At 70.8% G+C, this 23,483-nt stretch carries 28 protein-coding genes; 7 read left to right on the top strand and 21 right to left on the bottom strand.

Annotated features, from left to right (window positions below):
- From trpB to AC3EO4_RS02330, 10 genes are all read right to left on the bottom strand, one after another.
- Positions 1–1,230: a tryptophan synthase subunit beta gene (trpB, locus tag AC3EO4_RS02375; protein ID WP_431893348.1), complete on the bottom strand. Its 1,230-nt coding sequence runs from the start codon at positions 1,228–1,230 to the stop codon at positions 1–3.
- A gap of 1 nt (position 1,231) precedes the next feature.
- Positions 1,232–2,071, bottom strand: a complete 840-nt coding sequence (gene trpC, locus AC3EO4_RS02370; protein WP_379579184.1) for an indole-3-glycerol phosphate synthase TrpC — start codon at positions 2,069–2,071, stop codon at positions 1,232–1,234.
- 123 nt (positions 2,072–2,194) lie between these two features.
- Positions 2,195–2,608, bottom strand: a complete 414-nt coding sequence (locus AC3EO4_RS02365; RefSeq protein WP_379579186.1) for a DUF2752 domain-containing protein — start codon at positions 2,606–2,608, stop codon at positions 2,195–2,197.
- A gap of 14 nt (positions 2,609–2,622) precedes the next feature.
- On the bottom strand, positions 2,623–3,138 hold the full coding sequence (locus AC3EO4_RS02360; protein WP_379579188.1) for a DUF4190 domain-containing protein: 516 nt from the start codon (positions 3,136–3,138) through the stop codon (positions 2,623–2,625).
- A 39-nt stretch (positions 3,139–3,177) separates the two neighbouring features.
- Positions 3,178–3,486, bottom strand: a complete 309-nt coding sequence (locus tag AC3EO4_RS02355) for an HGxxPAAW family protein (RefSeq protein WP_431893344.1) — start codon at positions 3,484–3,486, stop codon at positions 3,178–3,180.
- Positions 3,441–3,995, bottom strand: coding sequence for a Trp biosynthesis-associated membrane protein (locus AC3EO4_RS02350; protein WP_379579192.1), 555 nt, complete (start codon positions 3,993–3,995; stop codon positions 3,441–3,443). Before AC3EO4_RS02350 ends, AC3EO4_RS02355 begins: the two co-directional genes overlap by 46 nt.
- On the bottom strand, positions 3,992–4,333 hold the full coding sequence (gene hisI, locus AC3EO4_RS02345; RefSeq protein WP_379579194.1) for a phosphoribosyl-AMP cyclohydrolase: 342 nt from the start codon (positions 4,331–4,333) through the stop codon (positions 3,992–3,994). Before hisI ends, AC3EO4_RS02350 begins: the two co-directional genes overlap by 4 nt.
- 8 nt (positions 4,334–4,341) lie before the next feature.
- Positions 4,342–4,539, bottom strand: a complete 198-nt coding sequence (locus AC3EO4_RS02340) for an STAS domain-containing protein (protein ID WP_379579195.1) — start codon at positions 4,537–4,539, stop codon at positions 4,342–4,344.
- A 58-nt stretch (positions 4,540–4,597) separates the two neighbouring features.
- Entirely contained in the window at positions 4,598–6,373 is a 1,776-nt protein-coding gene (locus tag AC3EO4_RS02335; RefSeq protein WP_379579197.1) for an ABC transporter ATP-binding protein, read from the bottom strand.
- Positions 6,370–8,166 carry an ABC transporter ATP-binding protein gene (locus tag AC3EO4_RS02330; RefSeq protein WP_379580249.1) on the bottom strand — a complete coding sequence of 599 codons (1,797 nt, stop codon included), beginning with the start codon at positions 8,164–8,166 and terminating at the stop codon, positions 6,370–6,372. Before AC3EO4_RS02330 ends, AC3EO4_RS02335 begins: the two co-directional genes overlap by 4 nt.
- Positions 8,167–8,285: 119 nt before the next feature.
- Between AC3EO4_RS02330 and AC3EO4_RS02325 the strand changes: the two genes are divergently transcribed.
- The 3 genes from AC3EO4_RS02325 (at position 8,286) to AC3EO4_RS02315 (ending at position 10,827) form a co-directional block, all read left to right on the top strand.
- Positions 8,286–8,915, top strand: a complete 630-nt coding sequence (locus AC3EO4_RS02325; protein WP_431893340.1) for a TIGR03085 family metal-binding protein — start codon at positions 8,286–8,288, stop codon at positions 8,913–8,915.
- A gap of 344 nt (positions 8,916–9,259) precedes the next feature.
- Positions 9,260–9,421 (top strand): hypothetical protein, encoded by a 162-nt coding sequence (locus AC3EO4_RS02320; protein WP_354910408.1) that lies wholly within the window; start codon positions 9,260–9,262, stop codon positions 9,419–9,421.
- 77 nt (positions 9,422–9,498) lie between these two features.
- A complete protein-coding gene (locus AC3EO4_RS02315) occupies positions 9,499–10,827 on the top strand; it encodes a glutamine synthetase family protein (RefSeq protein ID WP_379579202.1) in 1,329 nt (442 codons plus the stop codon).
- 9 nt (positions 10,828–10,836) lie between these two features.
- Here the strand turns inward: AC3EO4_RS02315 and AC3EO4_RS02310 are convergent, their stop codons facing one another.
- From AC3EO4_RS02310 to hisD, 10 genes are read right to left on the bottom strand one after another with little or no spacing between them, the layout of a single operon-like run.
- Positions 10,837–11,154, bottom strand: a complete 318-nt coding sequence (locus AC3EO4_RS02310; RefSeq protein ID WP_379579204.1) for a nuclear transport factor 2 family protein — start codon at positions 11,152–11,154, stop codon at positions 10,837–10,839.
- Positions 11,155–11,187: 33 nt separating this feature from the next.
- Positions 11,188–11,949: an imidazole glycerol phosphate synthase subunit HisF gene (gene hisF, locus AC3EO4_RS02305; RefSeq protein ID WP_379579206.1), complete on the bottom strand. Its 762-nt coding sequence runs from the start codon at positions 11,947–11,949 to the stop codon at positions 11,188–11,190.
- A complete protein-coding gene (locus AC3EO4_RS02300; RefSeq protein WP_379579208.1) occupies positions 11,946–12,350 on the bottom strand; it encodes a Rid family hydrolase in 405 nt (134 codons plus the stop codon). Before AC3EO4_RS02300 ends, hisF begins: the two co-directional genes overlap by 4 nt.
- 21 nt (positions 12,351–12,371) lie before the next feature.
- The gene (gene priA, locus AC3EO4_RS02295) at positions 12,372–13,094 is read right to left on the bottom strand and encodes a bifunctional 1-(5-phosphoribosyl)-5-((5-phosphoribosylamino)methylideneamino)imidazole-4-carboxamide isomerase/phosphoribosylanthranilate isomerase PriA (protein WP_379579210.1); all 723 of its coding nucleotides are present in this window, start codon (positions 13,092–13,094) and stop codon (positions 12,372–12,374) included.
- Positions 13,095–13,099: 5 nt separating this feature from the next.
- Positions 13,100–13,429, bottom strand: coding sequence for a hypothetical protein (locus AC3EO4_RS02290; RefSeq protein ID WP_379579212.1), 330 nt, complete (start codon positions 13,427–13,429; stop codon positions 13,100–13,102).
- A 37-nt stretch (positions 13,430–13,466) separates the two neighbouring features.
- On the bottom strand, positions 13,467–14,099 hold the full coding sequence (hisH, locus tag AC3EO4_RS02285) for an imidazole glycerol phosphate synthase subunit HisH (RefSeq protein WP_379579214.1): 633 nt from the start codon (positions 14,097–14,099) through the stop codon (positions 13,467–13,469).
- Positions 14,096–14,251 (bottom strand): hypothetical protein, encoded by a 156-nt coding sequence (locus tag AC3EO4_RS02280; protein WP_358123422.1) that lies wholly within the window; start codon positions 14,249–14,251, stop codon positions 14,096–14,098. The genes hisH and AC3EO4_RS02280 overlap by 4 nt, the downstream gene beginning before the upstream one ends.
- A complete protein-coding gene (hisB, locus tag AC3EO4_RS02275) occupies positions 14,248–14,844 on the bottom strand; it encodes an imidazoleglycerol-phosphate dehydratase HisB (RefSeq protein WP_379579216.1) in 597 nt (198 codons plus the stop codon). The genes AC3EO4_RS02280 and hisB overlap by 4 nt, the downstream gene beginning before the upstream one ends.
- A complete protein-coding gene (locus AC3EO4_RS02270) occupies positions 14,841–15,911 on the bottom strand; it encodes a histidinol-phosphate transaminase (RefSeq protein ID WP_379579218.1) in 1,071 nt (356 codons plus the stop codon). Before AC3EO4_RS02270 ends, hisB begins: the two co-directional genes overlap by 4 nt.
- Positions 15,908–17,215, bottom strand: coding sequence for a histidinol dehydrogenase (gene hisD / locus AC3EO4_RS02265; protein ID WP_379579220.1), 1,308 nt, complete (start codon positions 17,213–17,215; stop codon positions 15,908–15,910). The genes AC3EO4_RS02270 and hisD overlap by 4 nt, the downstream gene beginning before the upstream one ends.
- Positions 17,216–17,335: 120 nt before the next feature.
- Here hisD and ybaK point away from each other — a divergent pair, with 120 nt between their 5' ends.
- Entirely contained in the window at positions 17,336–17,833 is a 498-nt protein-coding gene (ybaK, locus tag AC3EO4_RS02260) for a Cys-tRNA(Pro) deacylase (protein ID WP_379579222.1), read from the top strand.
- 64 nt (positions 17,834–17,897) lie between these two features.
- Positions 17,898–19,268, top strand: coding sequence for an amidase (locus AC3EO4_RS02255; protein WP_431893330.1), 1,371 nt, complete (start codon positions 17,898–17,900; stop codon positions 19,266–19,268).
- Here AC3EO4_RS02255 and AC3EO4_RS02250 read toward each other — a convergent pair.
- Positions 19,263–19,781 (bottom strand): hypothetical protein, encoded by a 519-nt coding sequence (locus tag AC3EO4_RS02250; protein WP_379579226.1) that lies wholly within the window; start codon positions 19,779–19,781, stop codon positions 19,263–19,265. The two genes, AC3EO4_RS02255 and AC3EO4_RS02250, sit on opposite strands and share 6 nt — an antisense overlap.
- A gap of 66 nt (positions 19,782–19,847) precedes the next feature.
- Between AC3EO4_RS02250 and murA the strand changes: the two genes are divergently transcribed.
- Both murA and AC3EO4_RS02240 read left to right on the top strand, forming a co-directional pair.
- The gene (murA, locus tag AC3EO4_RS02245; RefSeq protein WP_379579228.1) at positions 19,848–21,158 is read left to right on the top strand and encodes a UDP-N-acetylglucosamine 1-carboxyvinyltransferase; all 1,311 of its coding nucleotides are present in this window, start codon (positions 19,848–19,850) and stop codon (positions 21,156–21,158) included.
- 94 nt (positions 21,159–21,252) lie between these two features.
- Positions 21,253–23,454 (top strand): transglycosylase domain-containing protein, encoded by a 2,202-nt coding sequence (locus tag AC3EO4_RS02240; RefSeq protein ID WP_379579229.1) that lies wholly within the window; start codon positions 21,253–21,255, stop codon positions 23,452–23,454.
- The last annotated feature ends 29 nt before the right edge of the window (positions 23,455–23,483 follow it).

Below are 23,483 nucleotides of genomic sequence, written 5' to 3'. Positions count from 1 at the left end.
TCACAGCCCAAAGTACTTCATGGCGGTGCCCATGTCCTTGTCACCGCGGCCGGACAGGTTGACCAGGATCGTAGCGTCGGGGCCGAGCTCGCGCCCGAGCTTCAGCGCTCCGGCCAGGGCGTGGGAGGACTCGATGGCAGGGATGATGCCCTCGGTCCTGGCCATCAGGGAGAAGGCGTCCATGGCCTCGGCGTCGGTGATGCCGTGGTAGGTGGCCCTGCCGCTGTCCTTGAGCCAGGCGTGCTCGGGGCCGACGCCCGGGTAGTCGAGCCCCGCCGAGATGGAGTGGGACTCGATGGTCTGACCCTCGTCGTCCTGCAGCACGTAGGTGCGCGAGCCGTGGAGCACGCCGACCGATCCCGCGGTGAGCGTGAGCGCGTGCTCGCCCGTCTCCAGGCCCCTGCCTGCGGCCTCGTAGCCGTGCAGGGCGACGTCCTGGTCCTCGAGGAAGGCGTGGAAGATGCCGATGGCGTTGCTTCCGCCGCCGACCGCGGCGCAGATGGCGTCGGGCAGCCCGCCGGTCAGCTCCAGCATCTGGCGGCGGGCCTCGACGCCGATGATGCGGGCGAAGTCACGGACGATCTCGGGGAACGGATGCGGGCCCGCGATCGTGCCGAACAGGTAGTGGGTGTTGTCGACGTTGGTCACCCAGTCGCGGAAGGCCTCGTTGATGGCGTCCTTCAGCGTCTGGCTGCCGTTGGTGACGGGCACGACCGTGGCGCCGAGCAGCTTCATCCTGGCGACGTTGAGCGCCTGGCGCTCGCAGTCGACGGCGCCCATGTAGATCACGCACTCCAGGCCCATGAGGGCGGCGGCGGTGGCCGTGGCCACGCCGTGCTGGCCCGCGCCGGTCTCGGCGATCACACGGCTCTTGCCCAGGCGCTTGGTGAGCAGCGCCTGACCGAGCACGTTGTTGATCTTGTGGGCCCCGGTGTGGGTGAGGTCCTCACGCTTGAGCACGATCCTGGCGCCGCCGGCGTGCTCGGCGAAGCGCGGCACCTCCGTCAGCGTCGTGGGACGGCCCGCGTAGGTGCGCAGCAGGTGGTCGAACTCGGCGACGAACGCCGGGTCGGTCTTGGCCTCGGCGTAGACGGAGGCCACCTGGTCGAGAGCGGGGATCAGCGCCTCCGGGACGAACCTGCCGCCGAAGATGCCGAACTTGCCGCCGCTGTCGGGGTCGTCGCCGCGGGCGCCGTTGCCAGCCAGGTCGGCGGCGGTGAGGACAGTCATCTCATCCCTCTGATCCGTGGTCGGGTCGAGTGGCGGGGTGGGCTCCGGCCGTGACCAGGGCCTCCACCGCCTTGCGCGGGTCCTTGCCGGTCACCAGGCTCTCGCCGACCAGGACGGCGTCAGCCCCCGCCCGCGCGTACGCTAGCAAATCGTGCGGGCCGCGAACCCCCGACTCGGCGATCTTGATGATGCCGTCGGGAATCTTCGGTGCGAGCTTGGTGAAGACGTCGCGGTCCACTTCCAGAGTTTTGAGGTTGCGCGCGTTCACACCGATGATCCTGGCGCCCGCCGCGACCGCCCGCTCGACCTCCTCCTCGGTGTGGACCTCGACCAGCGGGGTCAGGCCGATCGACTCGGCCCGCTCGATGAGCGAGACGAGCGCGGGCTGCTCCAGCGAGACGACCATGAGCAGGGCCAGGTCGGCGCCGTGGGCGCGCGCCTCCCACAGCTGGTAGGAGGTGACGATGAAGTCCTTGCGCAGGATCGGGATGTCGACCCTCGCGCGCACCGCGGCGAGGTCGTCCAAGCTGCCGCCGAAGCGGCGCCGCTCGGTCAGGACGCTGATGACGTGGGCGCCGCCCTCTTCGTAGTCGGCGGCCAGCGCCGCCGGGTCGGCGATGGCGGCCAGCGCGCCCTTGGACGGGCTCGACCGCTTGACCTCGGCGATGACCGAGACCTTGTCGCCGCCGAGCGCCGCGTAGGCGTCCCTCGGCGCGGGGGCGCGCCTGGCGCGCTCCTTCAGCTCGTCGAGCGACACCGCCGCCTGCCGTTCGGCCAGATCTTCTCGCACACCGGCCAGGATGTCGTCGAGAACGGTCCCGCTCAGGCTCCGCTCGTTCACGCGATCAAGGTCCCTCCGGTCGACAGTGGTGGGGGCGACGAGGAGTTCGCGTCGGCGTCCGCTCCCCGTCTTGTCTTGCGATGGTATCGGCCGCACCGGGCTCACCTCGCCACAGCCCCCCTGCTACGGGGCGAGAAAAGCGCCGAAAGGCAGGTTGCGGACGACCCAGAAGACCAGGACGAGCGCCAGAAGTGTCCAGATGTGGGCGGGCCGCGGGGCGGTCGGCCGCCATGGCCGCCCGCGCCAGGCGCCCGCCATCCACCGGATCCAGAAATAGACGAGGACCGGCGTGGCGAGGACCAGCAGCGGGTTGAGCTTCAGCGCGGCCACGGGGTCGAGGTGGGCGAGAGCGTGCGTGGCCCTCAGCGCGCCGCAACCCGGGCAGAACCACCCGGTGAGCGCTAAGAAGGGACAGCTCGGATAGTGGCCGGACTCGTTGGGATCGACCACCCCCACATAGGCGAAAGCCGCCCCCGCCGCGAGGGCGACGCCCAGCGGTGCGAGAACGGCTTTCCTGCCGCGCGTGTCGGTGACCACGCTGCCAACGATACCTAGTAAGAGCTGCTCACACTGGCCGCGTAGCCGAGGAACCCGATCCAGATGACCAGGAAGATCACCCAGCCCGCGAGGCCCACGTAGGACAGGATCAGGCCCGCCAGGGCCATGCCCCTGCCCTCCTCGCCGGTCTTCTTGATCTGACCGAGCGAGATGTGGCCGAGGATCGCCCCAACGATGGAGGCGACACCACAGGTCACCAGGCCCACGATGCCGCTGATCAGGGCGGCGATCGCCATGCCGTTGGTCTTGTTCGGCTGCGGCGCGCCGTAGCCGCCGTAGGGGTCGTAGCCGCCACCGGGAGGAGGCGGGTAGCCGCCGGGAGGCTGCGCGCCATAGCCACCCGATCCGTAACCGCCCGAACCCTGGCCCGCGCCGTAACCGCCCGAACCCTGACCACCCGGAGGCGGACCGTATCCACCGGAGCCCTGACCACCAGCCGGAGGGCCGTAACCACCCCCGGGCGGCTGTTCGCCGTAGCCCCCGCTACCGCCCTGGTTTCCGTAGCTCATACCGACGACTCCTCATGAATAGCGAATTGCCCGCAGAGCTTAGCGAGAAGCTGTCTGCCACGTGAGGAAGCGACCGTATTGTGGGCCTTTTGTAACCCTGTGGTCAGCCGTGCTGCTTGCCGAGCCCCACATCTGCATGACCTTTCCGACGGCGGCGCCCCCTGCCATCACGACGAGCCCTGCACAGAAGCCTAGACCCGAGTCCGGCACCAGGCCGAGACCTGCCGGCGCGGATCCGATAGGGATGAGCCTCGCAACGGTCCACGCGGCGGGCGAGTCGCCGTGGTCGTGCCCGGCCGTCGTCAGCGTTCCTCGGTCGGGTCGTCTCCCCTGTCGATCGCCTCCCACAGCGACTTGTCGTCGCGTGGACCCGCGGCCGAACCCGGGCGGTCGTAACGGCCCGACATGCCCGCCCACCCCGTGGCGCGCAGGACGGCCAGCACGCCGCCCGCGATGAGCAGCGCCCCGCCGGCCGCCGCCAGGTACGGCCAGGCGGTGTGCGCGATCGCCGTGACGTCCTGGGTCGCCGCCCCGACGGGGTTGCGCCGGGCGGCCAGCTCCCGAGCGGCCGAGCCCGCGACGCCCTGCCACGACAGCAGCGCGATGCCCGCCCCGCACAGCGCCAGCACGCCTCCGACGATCCTGCGCCACACGCCCTTGGTCGCGAACAGCGCCACCACCGCGGCGAGCGAGGCCAGGGCCAGCGGCTGTACGGCAGGCGCCAGGTCGCCGCCCGCCAGCTCGACGGGGGCGGCGGCGCCGTAGGTGACGGAGGTCCAGACGCGGCCCGCGGCCAGCAGCGGCAGGCCCGCGCCCGCCGCGCACAGCAGCAGCCAGATGCCCAGCTCGCGTCTCACGACAGGAGCAGCTGGTCGGCGTCGAAGCAGGTGCGGTCGCCGGTGTGGCAGGCGGCGCCCACCTGGTCGACCTTGAGCAGGAGGGTGTCGCCGTCGCAGTCGAGCGCCACGGACTTGACGTGCTGGACGTGACCCGAGGTGTCGCCCTTGACCCAGTAGGCGGAGCGGCTGCGCGACCAGTAGGTGGCCCTGCCCGTGGTCAGCGTGCGATGCAGCGCCTCGTCGTCCATCCAGGCGAGCATGAGGACCTCGCCCGTGTCGTACTGCTGGACGATGGCGGGCACCAGCCCGTCAGGAGTGCGCTTGAGTCGCGAAGCGACCTTCGGGTCGAGGGACATGCGGCCATTCAACCAGTCGCGGGCAGCGCCGCCGCGCCTGGGACCGCGTCGAAGACCCTGAACAGACCGGCGAGGTTCATGCTGCTGAGCCTGCGCAGCGCCCCGCAGTCGGCCGAGGCGACGAGGGCGAGGTCGCCTCCGTTGTCGCGGAGTTCGGCCAGCAGCCTGACCAGCAGCCCGAGGCCGGTCGTGTCGACGAAGGTCACGCCGGTGATGTCAGCCCGATATCGGGGGCGGCGCGGCGCCGCCCCCGCCGGGAGGAGGCTAGGAGTGGGCGGCGGAGACCCACGAGGCGTGGAGGTCGGCGTAGACGCCCGGCTCCTCGACCAGCTCGGCGTGCCGGCCGCGCTGGACGAGTCGGCCCGCGTCGAAGACGAACACCTCGTCGGCGTTCTCGGCCGTCGAGAGGCGGTGGGCGATCGAGATCGCGGTCCTTCCCCTCGTGACCCCCTCCAGCGCCCGTGCGAGCCGTACCTCGGTGGCGGGGTCGACGGCGGAGGTGGCCTCGTCGAGCAGCAGCAGGTCGGGGTCGGCCAGGTAGGCGCGGGCGAGGGCGACGAGCTGGCGCTCACCCGCCGACAGCGACTCCCCGCGCTGGCCCACGGGGGTGGCCAGGCCCTTGGGCAGGCCCTCCACCCAGTCGGCCAGGCCCAGCTCGGTCATCGCCAGGGCGATCTCGTCGTCGGTGGCCGCCGGCCTGCCGAAGCGGATGTTCTCGGCGAGCGTGCCGTCGAACAGGAAGCCGTCCTGCGGCACCATGACGATCCGCTCGCGCAGCGAGGAGAAGCGCACCTGGCGCAGGTCGTGGCCGTCGACGGTGACGCGCCCGTCGACCGGGTCCATCAGGCGGGTGAGCAGCTTGGCGAAGGTGGTCTTGCCCGACCCCGTCTCGCCGACGACCGCGATGCGGGTGCGCGGGGGGATGGAGACCGACAGCTCGTGCAGGACGGGCGCGCCGCCGGGATAGGCGAAGTGCACGTCCTCGAAGGCCACGGCGATGGGCCCGCGGGGCAGGGTGACGCCCTCGTCTCCCGGGTCGGCGACGTCGGGCGGGGTGTCGAGCACGCCCAGGATGCGCCGCCAGCCGGCGACCGCGTTCTGCGCCTCGTTCAGCACCTCGGTGGCGATCTGCAGCGGAGAGACGAACAGCGTGACGAGGAACAGGAAGGCGACCAGCCTGCCCGCGCTGATGTCGCCGGAGATGCCGAGCCGCACGCCGAGCAGGACGATCCCCGCGATGGCCGCGGCGGCGACGATCTCGGTGAGCGGGAAGACGAGGCCGACGATCTTCTGGGCGCGGACCTGCGCGCTCCTGTTGGCGTTGATCGCGTTGTCGATGCGCTCGGACGTGCGGCGCTCGGAGCCGTACGCGCGGATGACGGCCGCGCCGACGACCGACTCGCTGACGGCGGACAGCATGTCGCCGGTGCGCTCGCGGACCGTGGAGTAGGCCGCCGAGAGCCAGCGCTGGAAGCGCGGCAGGACGATCATCAGCGGGATGAAGCAGACCCAGACCAGCAGCGTGAGCTGCCACGAGTAGACGAACATCAACCCGGTGGCGACCAGCAGCTGGCCGAACGCCACGATGATCATCAGCCCGCCCCACTGCATGAAGTTGCTGATCTGGTCGATGTCGTTGGTCACGCGGGAGACCAGCGCGCCGCGGCGCTCGGAGTTCTGGGTGAGCACGGACAGGTCGTGGACGTGCCGGAAGCCGCGGACCCTGAGCGTGGCGAGGGAGGCCTCGGTGGCCCTGTAGAGCCGGACGTTCATCACGTAGCCGCACAGGGCGGTGATGACGACCGCCGCGGCGCACAGGAGCACCGCCGTGGAGATGTAGGAGATGTCAGGCGTGCCGCCCTTGAGTCCCGTGTCGATCGTCTGCTGGACGGCGATCGGCACGATGATCTTGCCGATCGTGGCGATCACGGCGAGGGCGAGTGTGCCCGCCAGCCCCTTGCGGAACTCCGGCGTGAGCGAGAGCCCGTGCCGCACGGTGGCGAGCGCCGACCGGCCCGAGTCCTGGAAAGCGACGCTCATGCCACGACCTCTTCCTCTTCCGCCGCGATCGCGGCCCTCTCGGCCTCTTCGCGCTCGTAGGCGGTGACCAGGTTCCGGTAGCCCAGGCAGCGCTCGAGCAGTTCCTCGTGGGTGCCGCGGTCGACGACGCTGCCACGGTCGAGGTAGACCACCTCGTCGGCCAGGGCGATCGTGGCCATCCGGTAGGCGACGACCACGACGGTCGAGGCCTCGCCCTGCTCGCCGGCCGCGTTCAGGTCACGCAGGCCGTAGAGGATCTTTGCTTCGACCTGGGGGTCGACGCTGGAGGTCGCGTCGTCGAGGATCAGCAGGCGCGGGCGGCGGACGACCGCGCGGGCCAGGGCGATGCGCTGCCGTTGGCCACCCGACAGGGTGGTGCCGCGCTCGCCGACCTTGGTGTCGAGCCCCGAGGCCAGCTTGGCCACGAAGCCGTCGGCCTGGGCCAGGCGCAGCGCGGCCCACACGTCCTCGTCGGAGACGTCGAGGCCGAGCGTGATGTTGCCGCGCACGCTGTCGTCGAACAGGAACGTCTGCTGCGGCACCAGCGCGACCGCGTCGGCGATGCCGCCGTAAGCGATTTCACGAAGGTCGACGCCGTCCAGGCGCACCTCTCCCTTGTCGGGATCGACCAGGCGCACCAGCGTCTGCACGAGCGTGGACTTGCCCGAGCCCGTCGGCCCCACCAGCGCGACGGTACGGCCGGCAGGGACGTCGAAGGTGACGTCGTGCAGCACCTCGGCGCTGCCGTAGGCGTAGGACAGGCCGGAGACCTGGAGCCCCGCGGGCGCCGAGCCTGGCACGCGGGCCTGGCCGTAGTCCATGGAGCCTGTCGCCTCGAGCACCGCCTGCACCCGCTGCCAGCCGACGACGCTGCGGGGCAGTTCGGCCAGCACCCAGCCGAGCGCGCGGATCGGGAAGGCGAGCAGGGTGAACAGGTAGGCGACCTGGACCAGCTCGCCCGAGTTGATGGACCCGCCTTGCAGCCGCATCGCGCCGACCATCAGCACGATCAGCACGCCGAGTGTCGGCAGCGCCTCCAGCATCGGGTCGAACAGGCCGCGGACCCTGCCGACGGCGATGTTGGCGTCGCGCAGCTCGTGGGCGCGGCGCTCGAACCGCTCGGTCTCCAGGTCCTCGCGGCCGAGGGTCTTGACGACGAGCGCGCCGTCGAAGCTCTCGTGGGCGATCTCGCTGACCTCGGCGCGCAACTGCTGGGCGTGGGTGGCCAGCGGGCTCAGCCTGCGCTGGTAGACGAGGTTCAGCCCCGCGATGGCGGGGAAGATCAGGAAGCCGACGAGGGCGAGCACGGGATCGGTGATCAGCATCGCGACCGCCGCCGTGACCAGCATGACGATGACGCCAACCGCCATCGGAAGCGGCGCGAGCGGCGCCCACGCGGCCTCGGCGTCGGCGCTGGCGTTGGACAGCAGCTGCCCCGTGGGGTGCTGGTGGTGCCAGGCCAGCGGCAGGCGCAGGTACTGCTTGGTGACGTCCCTGCGCGACCTGGCCTGCATGCGGTACTGCAGGACGCCGGCCAGGATGCGCCTGCCCGCCACGCCGATCGCCTTCAGCAGGGCGGTGCCCATGATGAGAAGGACCGAGATCCACAGCGCGCCCGCGCCGATCTCGCCCCTGGCGAAGGCCGGCAGCACGGCGTTCTCCGTCGCCCATCCGAGCGCCCAGGCGGAGGCGACGGTCATGCCGCCGTACAGGCCGCTGCTGATGACGGCGGCCGCGAACACCGACTTCTCCGTGCGGATGGCCACCCCGAGAACACGGAGCCCTTGGCGCATCACGGCTGAGGTGACCTTGGTCGCCACTCGAGGAAGGTCCTTCCAATGGGGAAATTTGTACTTAAGTCCCTATCATGGTCGATCATCTGGATATTCCCACGCCCCAGTAGAATCGTCTGGTGACTCACGCTCGCGGCGAACGCTCTGCTCTGTGCGACCTGTTCGACACGCTCGGCCCCGACGCGCCGACGCTGTGCACGGGCTGGAGCACCTACGACCTGGCCGCCCACCTCGTACTGCGCGAGCGCAGGATCGACGCCAACCCGGGCATCGCGCTCAAGCCGCTGGCCGGCTACACCGCCTCGGTCCAGGACGGGCTCAAGGCCAAGCACCCCTTCCCCGAACTGGTCGGCCTCGTGCGCAGGCCAGGCGGCGTGTACGGCCTGCTGCCCCCGCTCGACGAGGCGGTCAACACGCTGGAGTACTTCGTCCACCACGAGGACGTGCGCCGTGCCCAGCCGTCATGGGAGCCGCGGGAGCTGCCCGACGACCTGGAGCGGCTGCTGTGGCGGCGGCTCGACATGGGGGCCAAGCTCATGCTGCGCAGGTCGCCGGTCGGCGTGATCCTGCACCGGCTCGGCGGCGGGGTGGCCATCGGCGGAGCGAAGGACGGCGTCAAGGTGGAGGTCACGGGGAAGGCGAGCGAACTGCTGCTGTTCTGCTTCGGGCGGCAGGAGCACGCGAGGGTCGACCTGACCGGCGACCCTGACGCCGTCGCCCGGCTCACCCACGCCCCGCTCGGCTTCTGACGGCTCGGGCTTCTCACGGGCCCGCGTGGCGCGGGCCGGTCGCGGCGCGCGGCGCCGGACCCGGACGGCACGCCGGGACGCGATCACGGTGATCCGGCCCACACGGACGAGCGGTGGGGAGCCGGTGACCAGGATTCGGACTCCGGCGACACCGATCACCTCGCGGAACCGGCGGCGGATTTCCCGATCCGATCGCGAGTCCCCGCGCCAACTCGGGCCGATGGCCGTACGATGGCCAGGTAAAGACGCCCCCCGGTTATGATCAAGAACATCTTCATAGAAGATGCCAGTGATCGCCCAGATCCGGGTATATACGGCTGGGAATGGACTGCAGGAGGCCCCCCATGCAGGTCAAGAAGGTCCTCACGTATCTCGCCGTGGCCTTCGTCGTCTTCTACCTGTTCACCCAGCCGCGAAACGCGGCGGCGGCGGTCAACAGCGTTTTCGACGGCATCGTGAACGGCGCCAACCAACTGGCCGTATTCTTCACCAACGTCGTGACCTGACAGGCTCCACGGCCCGCTTGGCAGCGGGTCGTGCGTGTTGTCACCGAACCTGAGATCGAAGAGCGTAGAGTCGATCGATGAGAGATCGCCGAAGCGTCATCGAGCGGGCCGAGATCGAGGGCATCGAACTCGTCCGGTTCCTCTATGCCGACCACGGCGGAGTGATCCGTGGCAAGGCGGCGTCCCGCACCCGGCTGGGTGAGCGGCTCGCCTCCGGCATCGGGCACACGGTGGCCATGATGGCGATGAACATGCTCGACCAGCTCCAGGAGGTCGAGCAGTTCGGGCCCGTCGGCGAGGTCCGGATCATGCCGGACCCGTCGACATTCGTTCCTCTCCCCTACTCTCCTGGCGCCGCCGCCATGGTCTCGGACCTGGTGCAGCTGGACGGCACGCCGTGGGGCGCCTGCCCGCGCACCTTCCTCAAGGACGCGGTCGCCGAGCTCGAGAGCGAGGGCTACGCGCTCGTGGCGGCCTTCGAACCCGAGTTCACCCTCGGCCGCCGCCTGCCCGACCCCTCGGGCGGTCCCGACCGGCTGGTGCCTCTCGACGACAGCCTGTGCTATGCCACCACCGGCTTCGACCTGGCCCACGACTACGCGATCACGCTGGTCCGCGCGCTGGAGACCCAGGGTCTTCGGGTCGAGCACTACCACCCCGAGCTCGGCCACGGCCAGCAGGAGCTGTCGATCCGGCACGCGCCCGCCCTCAGGGCCGCCGACAACCACGTCCTCTACAGGGAGACCGTCCGCGGCGTGGCGATGCGCATGGCCATGTGGGCGTCGCTGGCCCCCAAGCCGATCGCCGACCAGGCCGGCAACGGCGCCCACCTGCATCTGTCCCTGTGGGACTCCTCGCTGCACACCAACCTGTTCGACGACCGGCCCGAGCTGATGACCCGCTTCGTCGGCGGGCTGCTCGCCCATCTGCCCGCTCTCACGGCGTTGACCTGCGGCAGCGTCAACAGCTTCCGGCGGCTGGCACCGCGCATGTGGTCGAGTGCCTACGCCGTCTACGGGCCCGACAACAGGGAGGCCGCCGTTCGGGTCTGCTCCCCTGTGGGCGAGCAGGGCTCGGCCAACCTGGAGCTCAAACCGTCCGATTCCTCGGCCAACCCGTACCTGTCGCTGGGCGCGGTCATCCACGCGGGCCTCGACGGGATCAGGCGCGAGCTCGACCCAGGCGATCCCGTGCTCGTCGACCCCGACACCAGGCCAGGGCTCTACCCGCGGCTGCCGAGCTCCCTCGACGAGGCGCTCGACGCCCTGGAGGACGACGAGCTGCTCATGGCGGCGCTCGGGCCGCTGCGCGCCGGGGCCTACCTGGCTGTGAAACGCTCGGAGGCGGCCGCGTTCAAGGAACGCGGCGCGGACTTCGAGGTGTCCCAGCACATGCGCGTCTTCTGAGCCGCAGGCTCAGGTCTGGCCCGTCTCGAACCGCCGGAGGCTCGCGCCGTCGTCGGACAGCACGAAGTGCCACCTGGTGTTCATCGCCCCGTAGGTGGAGTTGGTGAAGCGGACGAGCATGGTCAGGCCGTCGGGGTCCTGGCTCTGGATCCTGAAGTGACCGTCGGCGTCGAAGATCTCGCGGTCGATCCATCCTTCGAGGTCGCGTTCGCTGCCGTCGTCGGACATCGTCGCCCCCGGGGTGAACAGGGCGACGAACGCCGCCCTGTCACCGCTGTTGATCGCGTCGATCGCCTTGGCGACCACCGGGTTGTTGGCAGTTGTCATGACGACAGTGAACGTGCCCGACGGTCAACGTCACTACCTGACCGGGTGGCCCGCCGTACGAAGAGTGTCCTTGACTTCGGAGATCTTCAGCGTGCCGAAGTGGAACACCGACGCGGCGAGAACCGCGTCGGCGCCGGCGGCGACGGCGGGAGGGAAGTCCTCCAGGCGCCCCGCGCCGCCGCTGGCGATCACCGGCACCCTGACCGCGGCCCGCACCGCGCGCAGCATCGCGAGGTCATAGCCGTCGAGGGTGCCGTCACCGTCCATGGAGTTGAGCAGGATCTCGCCCACCCCCAGCTCCTCGCCCCGCGCCGCCCACTCGACGGCGTCGATGCCGGTGCCGCGCCGCCCGCCGTGCGTGGTGACCTCGAAGCCCGACGCCGTGCCCGGCGCCCTGCGGGCGTCGACCGACAGCACGACGCACTGGGCGCCGAACCGTCTGGAGGCCTCGGTCAGCAGCTCCGGACGGGCGATGGCCGCGGTGTTGAGCGACACCTTGTCCGCGCCGGCGCGCAGCAGCCTGTTGACGTCCTCGACCGAGCGGACGCCGCCGCCCACGGTCAGCGGGATGAAGACCTGCTCGGCGGTCCTGCGGACCACGTCGAACATCGTCTCCCGCTCGCCCGAGGAGGCGGTGATGTCGAGGAAGGTCAGCTCGTCGGCGCCCTCCTCGTCATAGCGGCGGGCCAGCTCCACCGGGTCGCCCGCGTCGCGCAGGTTCTCGAAGTTGACGCCCTTGACCACACGTCCCGCGTCCACGTCCAGACACGGGATGACTCGAACCGCGACTGTCATGCCCGAAACGCCTCGATCTCGATCTCGACCAGCATCCGCCGGTCGATCAGTCCCGCCACCTGGACGCCCGTGCACGCGGGCCTGACGTGGCCGAGCACCTCCGACAACGCCGTGCCGACCGCGTCGTAGTGGCGCCCGTCCACCACGTAGTAGCGCACCATGACCACGTCCTCCCTGGTCAGGCCAGCCGCCTCGACCGCGTCGAGCGCGATGTCGAAGGCCGTCATGGCCTGCAGGTAGGCGTCGCCCTCGTGCTGCACCTCGCCGTCGACCGTGGCCGTGCATCCGGAGACCACGACCCGCGGTCCCGCCACCACGGCTCTGGCGTAGCCGTACTTCTGCTCCCAGACGCCGCCCGAGAAGATCCTCATCCCCTCGCGCACGCAGCTTGCCTGGCCCATCACGCGATCCTCTCTCTGGCCCTAGCCGCGTACCGCGGCCAGGGCGTCTTCCAGCGTGAAAGCCTGCGCGTAGAGTGCCTTGCCCACGATCGCGCCCTCCACGCCGTGGGGCGCGAGAGAGGTGAGGGCGATGAGATCGTCGAGAGAGGAGACGCCTCCGCTCGCGACGACAGGCTTGTCGGTTCGATCGCAGACCTGGCGCAGCAGGTCCAGATTCGGGCCGCGCAGTGTTCCGTCCTTGGTCACGTCCGTTACCACGTAACGCGGGCAGCCGTCGGCTTCGAGCCGGTCGAGCACCTCCCAGAGATCGCCGCCCGCCTCGGTCCAGCCGCGCGCGGCGAGCGTGGTGCCACGCACGTCCAGACCAACTGCGATCTTGTCACCATACTCGGCGATAATCCTCCTGCACCAGGCCGGGTCCTCCAGGGCCGCGGTGCCGATGTTCACCCTCCGGCAGCCGGTGGACAGCGCCGCCTCCAGCGAGGCGTCGTCACGGATGCCTCCGGTCAGCTCAACCTGGATGTCCAGCTTGCCGACCACGTCGGCGAGCAGTTCCCTGTTGGAGCCACGGCCGAAGGCCGCGTCCAGGTCGACCAGGTGGATCCACTCGGCGCCCGCCTCCTGCCAGGCCAGCGCCGCGGTCAGCGGGTCGCCGTAGCCGGTCTCTGTGCCGGCCTCCCCCTGCACGAGGCGGACGGCCTGGCCGTCGACGACGTCCACGGCGGGCAGCAGTACGAACGACATGGTCTTCAGGTCCTCCGGTCAAAGGCGAGCGTGACGATCACAGGGACGAACAGCAGGGAGAGCACGAACACGGCCAGGCTGACCTGCCACGACGACCACAGCAGCCAGGCCAGCAGTTGCACGACGAGGAAGAGCAGGGCGACGACGCCGTTCTGCGCCCGCTGCCGGCGAGCCAGCAGCCCGCCCTGCCTGGCGAAGCGGACGGGGCGGGGGACGAGCCCCCTGACCAGCGCCTTCCTGCGCGACCTGCGGGCCATCCGCTCGGCGTTCAGCCGGGCCGCGCGCTCCCGCTCGGCCTCGCGGGCCGCCCGCCGCCGCGCCCGTTCCTTGCTCACGGGGCTTCCTCGGGCCGCCCGGTGGGCGGCGGCCCGTTCACAGCGTGCCGACCCAGTTCTTCAGCAGGGCCGCGCCCGCGTCACCGGACTTCTCCGGGTGGAACTGGGTGGCCATCAGCGGGCCGTTCTCCACCGCGGCCACGAACGGCACGCCGTGCTCGGCCCACGTGACCAGCGGCGCGGTGAAGCCGGGGCCTGGGTGCAGTTGCCAGTCGCGCACGCCGTAGGAGTGGACGAAGTAGAAGCGGGTGGCGGCGTCGAGGCCGGCGAACAGCACGCTGTCGGCGGGGGCCTTGACGGTGTTCCAGCCCATGTGCGGGAGTACGGGGGCCTCCAGGCGCTCGACCGTGCCCGGCCACTCGCCGCAGCCCTCGGTCTCCACGCCGTGCTCCACGCCGCGCTCGAACAGGATCTGCATGCCGACGCAGATGCCCAGCACGGGACGAGCGGCCGACAGGCGGCGACCGATGATCCTGTCGCCGACGACGCTCTTCAGCCCGGACATGCAGGCCGCGAAGGCGCCCACGCCCGGCACGACGAGTCCGTCGGCGTTCATGGCGGCGTCGTAGTCGGCCGTGACGGTCACCTGGGCGCCCGTCCTGGCCAGCGCCCTTTCGGCCGAGCGCAGGTTGCCCGAGCCGTAGTCGAGGATGACGACGTTCTTGTTCACCACCACAGCACCCCCGCGAGCAGCGCCATGGCGGCGCCGACTCCGCAGACGACCGCGCCGATCTTCAACCCCTGCTTGATCAGCGACACCACGCCGCCGACCAGGAACAGGCCGATGAAGACCATCACGATCGCCGTCCAGTTGTCGCTCACAGCACACCCTTGGTGCTCGGGACCCCTGTCGCGCGGGGGTCGAGCTCGCTGGCCTCGCGCAGCGCCCTGGCCAGCGCCTTGAACTGGGCCTCGACGATGTGGTGGGCGTTGCGTCCGTACGGCACGCGCACGTGCAGGCAGATCGCCGCCTGCGCCACGAACGACTCGAGGATGTGCCTGGTCATCGTCGTGTCGTACTCGGGGCCGATCATCGGCGCCATGCCGTCGGGCTCGGCGTGCACCAGGTAGGGCCGCCCCGACAGGTCGACGGTCACCTCGGCGAGCGCCTCGTCCAGCGGACACGAGGCGTTGCCGTACCGCCTGATGCCGGACTTGTCGCCCAGCGCCTCGCGGAAGGCGGCGCCCAGCGCCAGCGCGGTGTCCTCGATGGTGTGGTGGGAGTCGATGTGCAGGTCGCCCTCGGTCTTGACGGTCAGGTCGAACAGACCGTGCTTGCCGAGCTGGGCCAGCATGTGGTCGTAGAACCCGACCCCGGTGGCGACGTCGACGATGCCGGTTCCGTCGAGGTTCACCTCGACCAGGACCGACGTCTCCTTCGTGGTGCGCTCGACGCGACCAGTGCGCTCGCTCACAGAACCCCCTCCAGGGCGGCACGGAATGCCGTCATCTCCTCGCCGGTGCCGATCGACACGCGCAGCCACTCGGGCGGCCCGACCTCACGGATCAGGACGCCCCGCTGGAGCAGTCCCTCCCAGATCTTGCGCCGGTCGCCGAACCGGCCGAACAACACGAAGTTGGCGTCAGAGTCGGCGACCGTCAAGCCCCGCTCGCGCAACCACGTCACGATGTCGTCGCGCTCCTTCCTGAGCGCGTCGACCGTGCCGAGCAGCTCGGCGCGGTGCCGTAGCGCGACCCTGGCCGTCGCCTGCGTGACCGTCGACAGATGGTACGGCAGGCGCACCAGCAGCATCGCCTCGACCACGGCGGGGTGCGCGGCCAGGTAGCCGAGCCGCGTGCCCGCCATCGCGAACGCCTTGGACATGGTCCTGGTCACGATCAGCCTGGGGTGCTCGGGCAGCAGCGTCAGCGCCGAGGGGGTGCCGGTGCGGGCGAACTCGGCGTAGGCCTCGTCCACCACGACCATGCCGGGCGCCGCCCTCGCGACCCTGGCGATGGTCTCGAGCGGCAGCGAGGTGCCGGTCGGGTTGTTCGGCGAGGTGAGGAAGACGATGTCGGGGCGGTGCTCCTCGACGGCGGCCACGGCCTTGTCGGGGTCGAGCGAGAAGTCCTCCTCGCGCGCGCCGGAGATCCACTCGGTGTTGGTGCCCGTGGTGATGATCGGGTGCATGGAGTAGGACGGCTCGAAGCCGATCGCGGTGCGGTCGTGTCCGCCGAAGGCCTGCAGGATCTGCTGGAGCACCTCGTTGGAGCCGTTCGCCGCCCAGACCATGTCGCGGGTGAGCCCGTGGCCGAGGTAGTCGGCCAGGTCCTGGCGCAGGGCGAGCGCGTCCCTGTCGGGGTAGCGGTTGAGGGCCGCCGCGCCGCGCCTGATCTCCTCGGCGAGGTCGTCGACCAGGGCCTGGGAGGGCGGGTAGGGGTTCTCGTTGGTGTTGAGCTGCACGGGCACGTCGATCTGCGGCGCGCCGTACGGCTTCTTGCCGCGCAGGTCGTCGCGGATCGGCAGGTCGTCGAGCGTCATGAGGGGATCTCCCAGTCGAACCTGGCGCGGATGGCGGCCCCGTGGGCGGGCAGGTCCTCGGCGTCGGCCAGCACGCACGTGTGCTCGGCCGCGTCCGCCAGCGCCTGCCTGGTGTAGTCGATCACGTGGATGCCGCGCAGGAACGACTGCACCGACAGCCCGCTGGAGTGGCAGGCGCATCCGCCGGTCGGCAGCACGTGGTTGGAACCCGCGAGGTAGTCGCCCAGGCTCACCGGGCTGTAGGGCCCGACGAAGATCGCGCCGGCGTTGCGGACCTTGGCCGCCACCTCGGCGGCGTCGGCCGTCTGGATCTCCAGGTGCTCGGCCGCGTAGGCGTCGACGACCCTGAGCCCCGCGGCCAGGTCGTCGACCAGCACGATGCCGGACTGCCTGCCGGACAGCGCCTCGGCGATCCGCGCGGAGTGGCGCGTCGCGGCGACCTGTCCCGGCAGCTCCTTCTCGACCGCCTCGGCCAGCTCCACGCTGTCGGTGACCAGCACGGCCGCGGCGATGACGTCGTGCTCGGCCTGGCTGATCAGGTCGGCGGCCACGTGCCTGGGGTCGGCGGTGGAGTCGGCGAGGATGGCGATCTCGGTCGGTCCCGCCTCGGAGTCGATGCCGATGACGCCCTTCAGCAGCCGCTTGGCCGCGGCCACCCAGATGTTGCCGGGACCCGTCACCATGGTCGCGGAGGGGCACTCCTCGGTGCCGTAGGCGAACATGGCCACCGCCTGCGCCCCGCCGACCGAGTAGACCTCGTCGACGCCGAGCAGCGCGCACGCGGCCAGGATCGTGGGGTGCGGCAGCCCGCCGAAGTCCTTCTGCGCGGGACTGGTGACGGCCAGCGACTCGACGCCCGCTTCCTGGGCGGGCACCACGTTCATGACCACGCTGGAGGGGTAGACGGCGCGCCCTCCGGGCACGTAGAGGCCGACGCGCTCGACGGGCACCCAGCGCTCGGTGACCGTGCCGCCGGGGACGACCTGGGTCGTGGTGTCGGTGCGCCGCTGGTCGCGGTGCACCTTCCTGGTCCGCGTGATCGCCTCTTCGAGGGCCGCCCTGACCTTGGGGTCGAGCTCGTCCAGCGCCCGCTGGATCGCCTCGGCGGAGACTCGGGCGGACTGGATCTCGACACCGTCGAACCTGGCGGTCAGCTCGCGAACGGCCACCGCCCCGCGATGGCGCACGTCCTCGCAGATGGGCCGCACCTTCTCCAGGGCGGCCTCGACGTCGAGTTCGGCGCGGGGCAGCACGTCGCGCAGGTTCTCCGGAAGAGAGCCGCGCAGGTCGATACGGGAAATCACCCACACAGTCTACGGAGTGTCTCCGCCTCATCTGGTTCTGTCCACAATGCGGGACAGCCACGGTATCGGGTGACATTTCACCCGCGATGGCCCGGCCGCCGATCCTCTACGATCGGGACAGTGAGCAAGGCGAAGAAGGGCGGGCAGGGCACACCCGCGACGGTCGCACTGGCCAAGGCACAGGTCGACTTCACGCTGCACCCCTACGAGCACGACGCCAACGCCCAGGCCTACGGGGAGGAAGCCGCCGACGCGCTGGGCCTGCCGTACGGCAGGATCTTCAAGACGCTCGTGGCGGAGGTGGAGAGCGGGCTCGCGGTGGCGGTGGTGCCGGTCTCGGGGAAGCTCGACCTCAAGGCGTTCGCCGCGGCGCTGGGCAGCAAGCGGGCCGCGATGGCCGACGCGGCGAAGGTCGAGCGGGTCACCGGCTACGTGGTCGGTGGGATCAGCCCCCTCGGGCAGCGCAAGCAGCTTCCCACCGTCGTCGACGCCTCCGCCCTCGACTTCGAGACGATCTACTTCTCCGCGGGCAAGCGGGGGCTGCAGATCGAGACCTCGCCGAAGAACCTGATCGAGCTGACCAAGGCGGCCACCGCGCCCATCGCGAAATCCGGTTAGGGGCCGCCCGCCTGGGCAAACCTTGCCATCGCCGTACGCGGACGCATGCGGCAGGATCGCAAGAGTGACCGAACTGCACTACCTCACCGCCACCGAGATGGCCCGGCTGCTGCGGGCTCGCGAGGTGAGCGCCGTCGAGCTGCTCGAGGCCCACCTGGCGCGCGTCGAGCAGGTCAATCCCGCCGTCAACGCCATCGTGACGCTGGTCGCCGAGCGGGCGCTCGACGAGGCGAAGGCGGCCGACGCCGCCGGGCCCAAAGGCCCGCTGCACGGCGTGCCCGTGGCACACAAGGATCTCGCCGACACCGCGAACATCAGGACCACGTACGGCTCGCCGCTGTTCGCCGACCACGTCCCCGCCAAGGACGACCTGCTGGTCGAACGGCTCAGGAAGGCCGGGGCCATCACGGTCGGCAAGACCAACACGCCCGAGTTCGGCACCGGCTCCCACACCGTCAACGAGGTGTTCGGCGCCACCCGCAACCCCTACGACCTGTCGAGGTCGGCAGGCGGCAGCAGCGGGGGCGCGGCGGCGGCGCTGGCCACGGGGATGGTGCCGCTGGCCGACGGTTCGGACATGGGCGGATCGCTGCGCAACCCGGCGAGCTTCTGCAACGTGGTCGGACTGCGCCCGACGCCGGGCCGCGTCCCCGACATCTCCGACACCGCGGCCTGGTACACGCTGGCCGTCTCGGGGCCGATGGCCAGATCGGTCGAGGACCTCGAGCTGATGCTCTCGGTGATGTCGGGATTCGACCCTCGCTCGCCGTACTCGATCAAGGAGCCGTTCGCTCCCGATCCCGAGACCTCCGTGAAGGGCCTGCGGGTGGCCTTCAGCCCCGACCTCGGCGGGCTGCCCGTCGACCCCGAGACCGCGGCCGTGACCGCGTCGGCGGTCACGGTGTTCGAACGGCTCGGCGCCCGCGTGGAGCAGGTGGATCTCGACCTGTCCGACGCCGACGACGCCTTCAGGATCTACCGGGCCTGGTACTACGCGCTGAGCTTCGGCGACCTCCAGGGGTTGGGCGCCAACACCGCGTGGAACGTCGAGCAGGGCCGTAAGGTCACCGGCGCCGACCTGGCGCGCGCCGAGAAGCTGCGCAGCGGCCTGTACCAGCGCATGGCCGCCTTCTTCGACACCTATGACGTGCTGATCGCGCCGGTCAGCCAGGTGCCGCCGTTCCCCGTCGAGCGACCCTACGTCGACGAGATCAACGGCGTGAAGCTGCCCGACTACCTGTCCTGGATGCGCTCGGCGTACTGGATCAGCGTCCTGCACGCCCCCGCGGCGTCGGTTCCCGCGGGTTTCACCTCCGCGGGGCTGCCGGTGGGGGTGCAGATCGTCGGCCGCCCGTTCGCCGACGCCAGGGTGCTGCGCGTGGCGCGCGCCTTCGAGCAGGCCACCGGGTACGGCACGCGCCGCCCCGGCCTATAGCCGGTCGATCTCCCCGTACGTCTGGCGCAGCGGCGACTCGCGGTAGGCCACCACGGCCTCCATCGTCCCGTACAGCCCGACCGCGACCAGGGGCCAGGTCACCAGCACGCCCTTGGCGGTCAGCGCGAGCGCGCCGGCGACCACCTTCACGCCAGGACCCGCGGCGGCGGCCTCCACCGTGACCGCGCCGAGTGTGAAGGTGGTGCCGACCCACTGCGTGACGAAGGCCGCGATCCCACTGCCCGCCGCCAGCCCGAGCAGCACCTCCAGGCGTTTGTCACGTGCCAGGTTCCAGGCCACGACCGCGCAGGCGAGCGCGAGGCCCCCGGTGATCACCGCGTACCACCCGTCGGCGGCGATGAGAGCCTGGGTCGAGGGGTCGGCCAGCACCACCTCACCCGCGGCGACCGCGTACGGCGCGCGCGGCGCGAGCAGGGACCACGCCAGGCCCGCGGGAACGCCGAGGGCGGCCAGCGCGAGAACGGTCACCGCGAAAGCCCGCACATGCCCCACCAGGCCACTCCCCCTCACAAGTGTGTCCGAACCTGCTCGATGGTATCCCCCGGCTAGGCTCGTGCCGTGATTGAAGACAAGGTCTGGCTGATCGAACCCTCCGGTCCGCTGCGTGGCGATGTGGAGGTCCGCGGATCCAAGAACGGCGTGTCGAAGCACATGGTGGCGGCCATGCTCGGCACCGGCGAGAGCTCCATCCACAATGCCCCCGAGGTCGGCGAGGTCGGCATCACAGCGGCGATGCTCGAAGCGCTCGGCATCCATGTGGAGATCACGAGCAAGGAGATCAGGATCGCGAAGGGGCAGGAGATCAGGCCCCGCGTCCCCCACGCCTTCAGCGGCCTGAACCGCATCCCCATCCTCATGCTGGGCCCGCTCCTGCACCTGGCCGGTGAGGCGTTCGTGCCGCTGGTCGGCGGCGACCCCATCGGCCGCAGGCCCGTCAACTTCCACGTCCAGGCGCTGCGCTCCATGGGCGCCGAGGTCGAGGTGGCCGAGGACGGCATCCACGCCAAGGCCACCAGGCTGCGCGGCGCCAGGATCGAGCTCCCCTATCCCAGTGTCGGCGCGACCGAGACGATCCTGATGTCGGCGGTGCTCGCCGAGGGCAAGACCGTGATCAAGAACGCGGCCATGGAACCCGAGGTCGTGGAGCTGGCGCTGTTCCTGCAGCGGATGGGCGGCAGGATCGAGCTTTCCCCCGACCGGCGGATCGTCATCGAGGGCGTGCCGGAGCTGCACGGCGCGCAGACCTGGCTGGCAGGCGACCGCATCGAAGCCTTCTCCTACCTGGCGGCGGGCCTCATCACCAGGGGCGAGGTGCGCGTGCACGGCTGCCCGCAGGACCGCCTGGTCACCGCGATCACCACGCTGGCCAGGATGGGCGCCCAGTTCGACATCAACGACGACTACATCTGCGCCACCGCGCCCCCCGAGGGGCTGCGCTCGGCGGCGGTGCAGACCGACACCCATCCGGGGTTCATGACCGACTGGCAGACGCCGCTGATGGTGCTGTTCACCCAGAGCCAGGGCATGTCGGTGCTGCACGAGACGGTCTTCGAGAACCGCCTGGTCTACGTGCCCGCGCTGCAGCAGATGGGCTGCGAGATCGAGGTCTTCGACCAGTGCCTCGGCGGGCCGGCGTGCCGCTACCACGACACCAACGCCAAGCACTCGGCGGTGGTGCGCGGGGTGTCCAAGCTGAGCGGCGCGGACGTGATGCTGCCCGACATCAGGGCGGGATTCTCCGCGGTGCTGGCCGCGGCGGTGGCCGACGGGCCCTCCAGGCTCCGCGGCGTCCAGCACATCGAGCGTGGCTACCACCGCCCGTTCGAGCAGTTCGGTTCGCTCGGGCTGAACCTCCAGAGGGAGGGCTGACAGCGGCGGCGATCACGCCATGGTCGCGTTTGCTGTTCGCAAAGGCTGTTGAAGCAGGCGTTTGACCACCTTCCTCTCGTCGCAGATCATCTAAGTGACTGTGCTCAAATCCCTCGCCGGCCTCGGCATGGCGGGGGCGATCGGCGGCGTGCTGGCCGCGGCGGTCGCGGTCCCGACCGTCGGCGGGGCCGGAATCGCCGTGCGTGACGCCGCCACCACCTTCACCGACCTGCCGCCCGCGCCGCGAGAGGAGCCGCTGTCCCAGCTCACCACGCTGCTGGACAGGACCGGCAAGGTGTTCGCCCAGTTCTACGAGGCCAACAGGACGCCGGTGACGCTGGACCAGGTCGCCCCGGTCATGCGCAAGGCCATCGTGGCCATCGAGGACGCCCGCTTCTACGAGCACGCGGGCCTGGACATCAAGGGCACGCTGCGCGCGGTCATCACCAACACCCAGGCGGGCGGCATCAGGCAGGGCGGCTCGTCGCTGACCCAGCAGCTGGTGAAGAACATCCTGGTCGAGAACGCCACGACGGAGAAGGAGCGGGAGGCGGCCCGCGCGCCGAACCTCTCCCGCAAGCTCAGCGAGCTGCGCTACGCGCTGGCGATGGAGGACAAGTACCGCAAGGACGAGATCCTCGAGCGATATCTCAACATCGCCTACTTCGGGGCGGGCGCCTACGGCGTCGAGGCCGCGGCCAGGCGCTTCTTCTCCACCACGGCCGCCAAGCTCACGCTGGCGCAGGCGGCGACGCTGGCGGGGGCGGTGCGCCTGCCGTACACGACCGACCCCGCGCTGGGGCCGGAGCGGCAGGCGCGGCTGCTGGAGCGCCGTGACATCGTGCTCGACCGCATGGCGGGCCTGAACATGATCTCCAAGGAGACGGCGGCGGCGACCAGGCGGCTGCCGCTCAACATCAGGCTGCGGCCCGAGCCCGGCGGGTGCGCCGAGAGCGAGTTCCCCTTCTTCTGCCTCTACGTGCAGCGGGAGTTGCTCACCAACCCCGCCTTCGGCGACACCTCGCTCGAACGGCAACGCCGCCTGGCCAGGGGCGGGCTCGTTCTGCGCACCACCCTCGACCCGCTCGCCCAGCGGGCCGCCGAGCGGGCCATCAGGGAGCGGGTCCACGCGGGCGACAGCGAGGTCGCGGCCGAGGCGATGGTCGAGCCTGGCACAGGGAAGATCAGGGCGCTGGCGGCCAGCAAACGGTTCGGCCGCAACCCCGACAACAGGAACAACGGGCCGAGGACCACCTTCAACCTGCCCGCCGACGTACGGCACGGCGGCGGGATGGGGCTGCAGGCGGGCTCGACGTTCAAGGTGTTCACCCTGGCCACGGCGCTCAAGCAGGGCTGGCGTTTCGGCCAGGGCTTCATGACGCCCGGCGAACTCGTGCCCTCCGAGGGTTACCGGAACTGCGCGGGCAAGCCGGTCAACGCGCCGAGGGCGACGATCTACAACGCCAGCGGCGAGGGCAAGGGCGGCCCGCAGAGCATCGAGACCGGCACGTGGAACTCGGTGAACATCTTCTACATGATGCTGGAACGCAAGGTCGGCCTGTGCTCCGTGGTCGAGACGGCCAGGTCGCTCGGCGTCGCCAGGGCCGACGGGAAGCCGCTGCGCGAGGTGCCGACCTTCACACTCGGCGTCAACGAGATGGACCCGCTCACCGTCGCCGCCGCGTTCGCCGCCTTCGGCGCCCGCGGCCGCTACTGCCGTCCCCAGGCGATCGTGGACATCACCGACAGGGAGGGGCTGCGCACCGCCGTACGGCCGGCCTGCGCGCAGGCGCTCGATCGGGGCGTGGCCGACGCCGTCAACCACGTGCTGTCAGGGGTGTTCACCAAGGGCACGATGAAGGGCCAGAGCATCGGCAGGCCCGCGGCCGGCAAGACCGGCACCAACAACGGCTACACCTCGGCCTGGTTCGCCGGCTACACCCCCGACCTGGCGGCGGCGGTGAGCGTCGGCGACATCCGCGGCTCCTACCGCTACCCGCTGCGCAACGTCACGATCGGCGACGAGTCGTACGGCCAGGTGCAGGGCGCGTCGCTGCCCGGCCCGATCTGGGTGGACTCGATGGAGTCGGCGCTGCGCGACACCAGGGAGACGTCCTTCACCCGGCCCGACATGTCCCGCTTCGGCGGTGGCCACACCCCTGGCCTGGCCAAGGCGGAGGCCGCGGCCCGCCGCACCGAGATCCACCGTTTCTTCAGGCAGTACCGCGAGCGCTATCGCCGCTTCTACAGGTGGATGGACAGGTACGGCGGCCCCTACCGCCGCCCCCGCCGCTGAGTCCCCGACCGGCCCGGGCGGATGGCGCC

Source organism: Nonomuraea sp. bgisy101 (assembly GCF_057708945.1).
The sequence above is the reverse complement of the archived record's forward strand: the minus strand, read 5'-3'. Positions and strand labels throughout refer to the sequence as shown.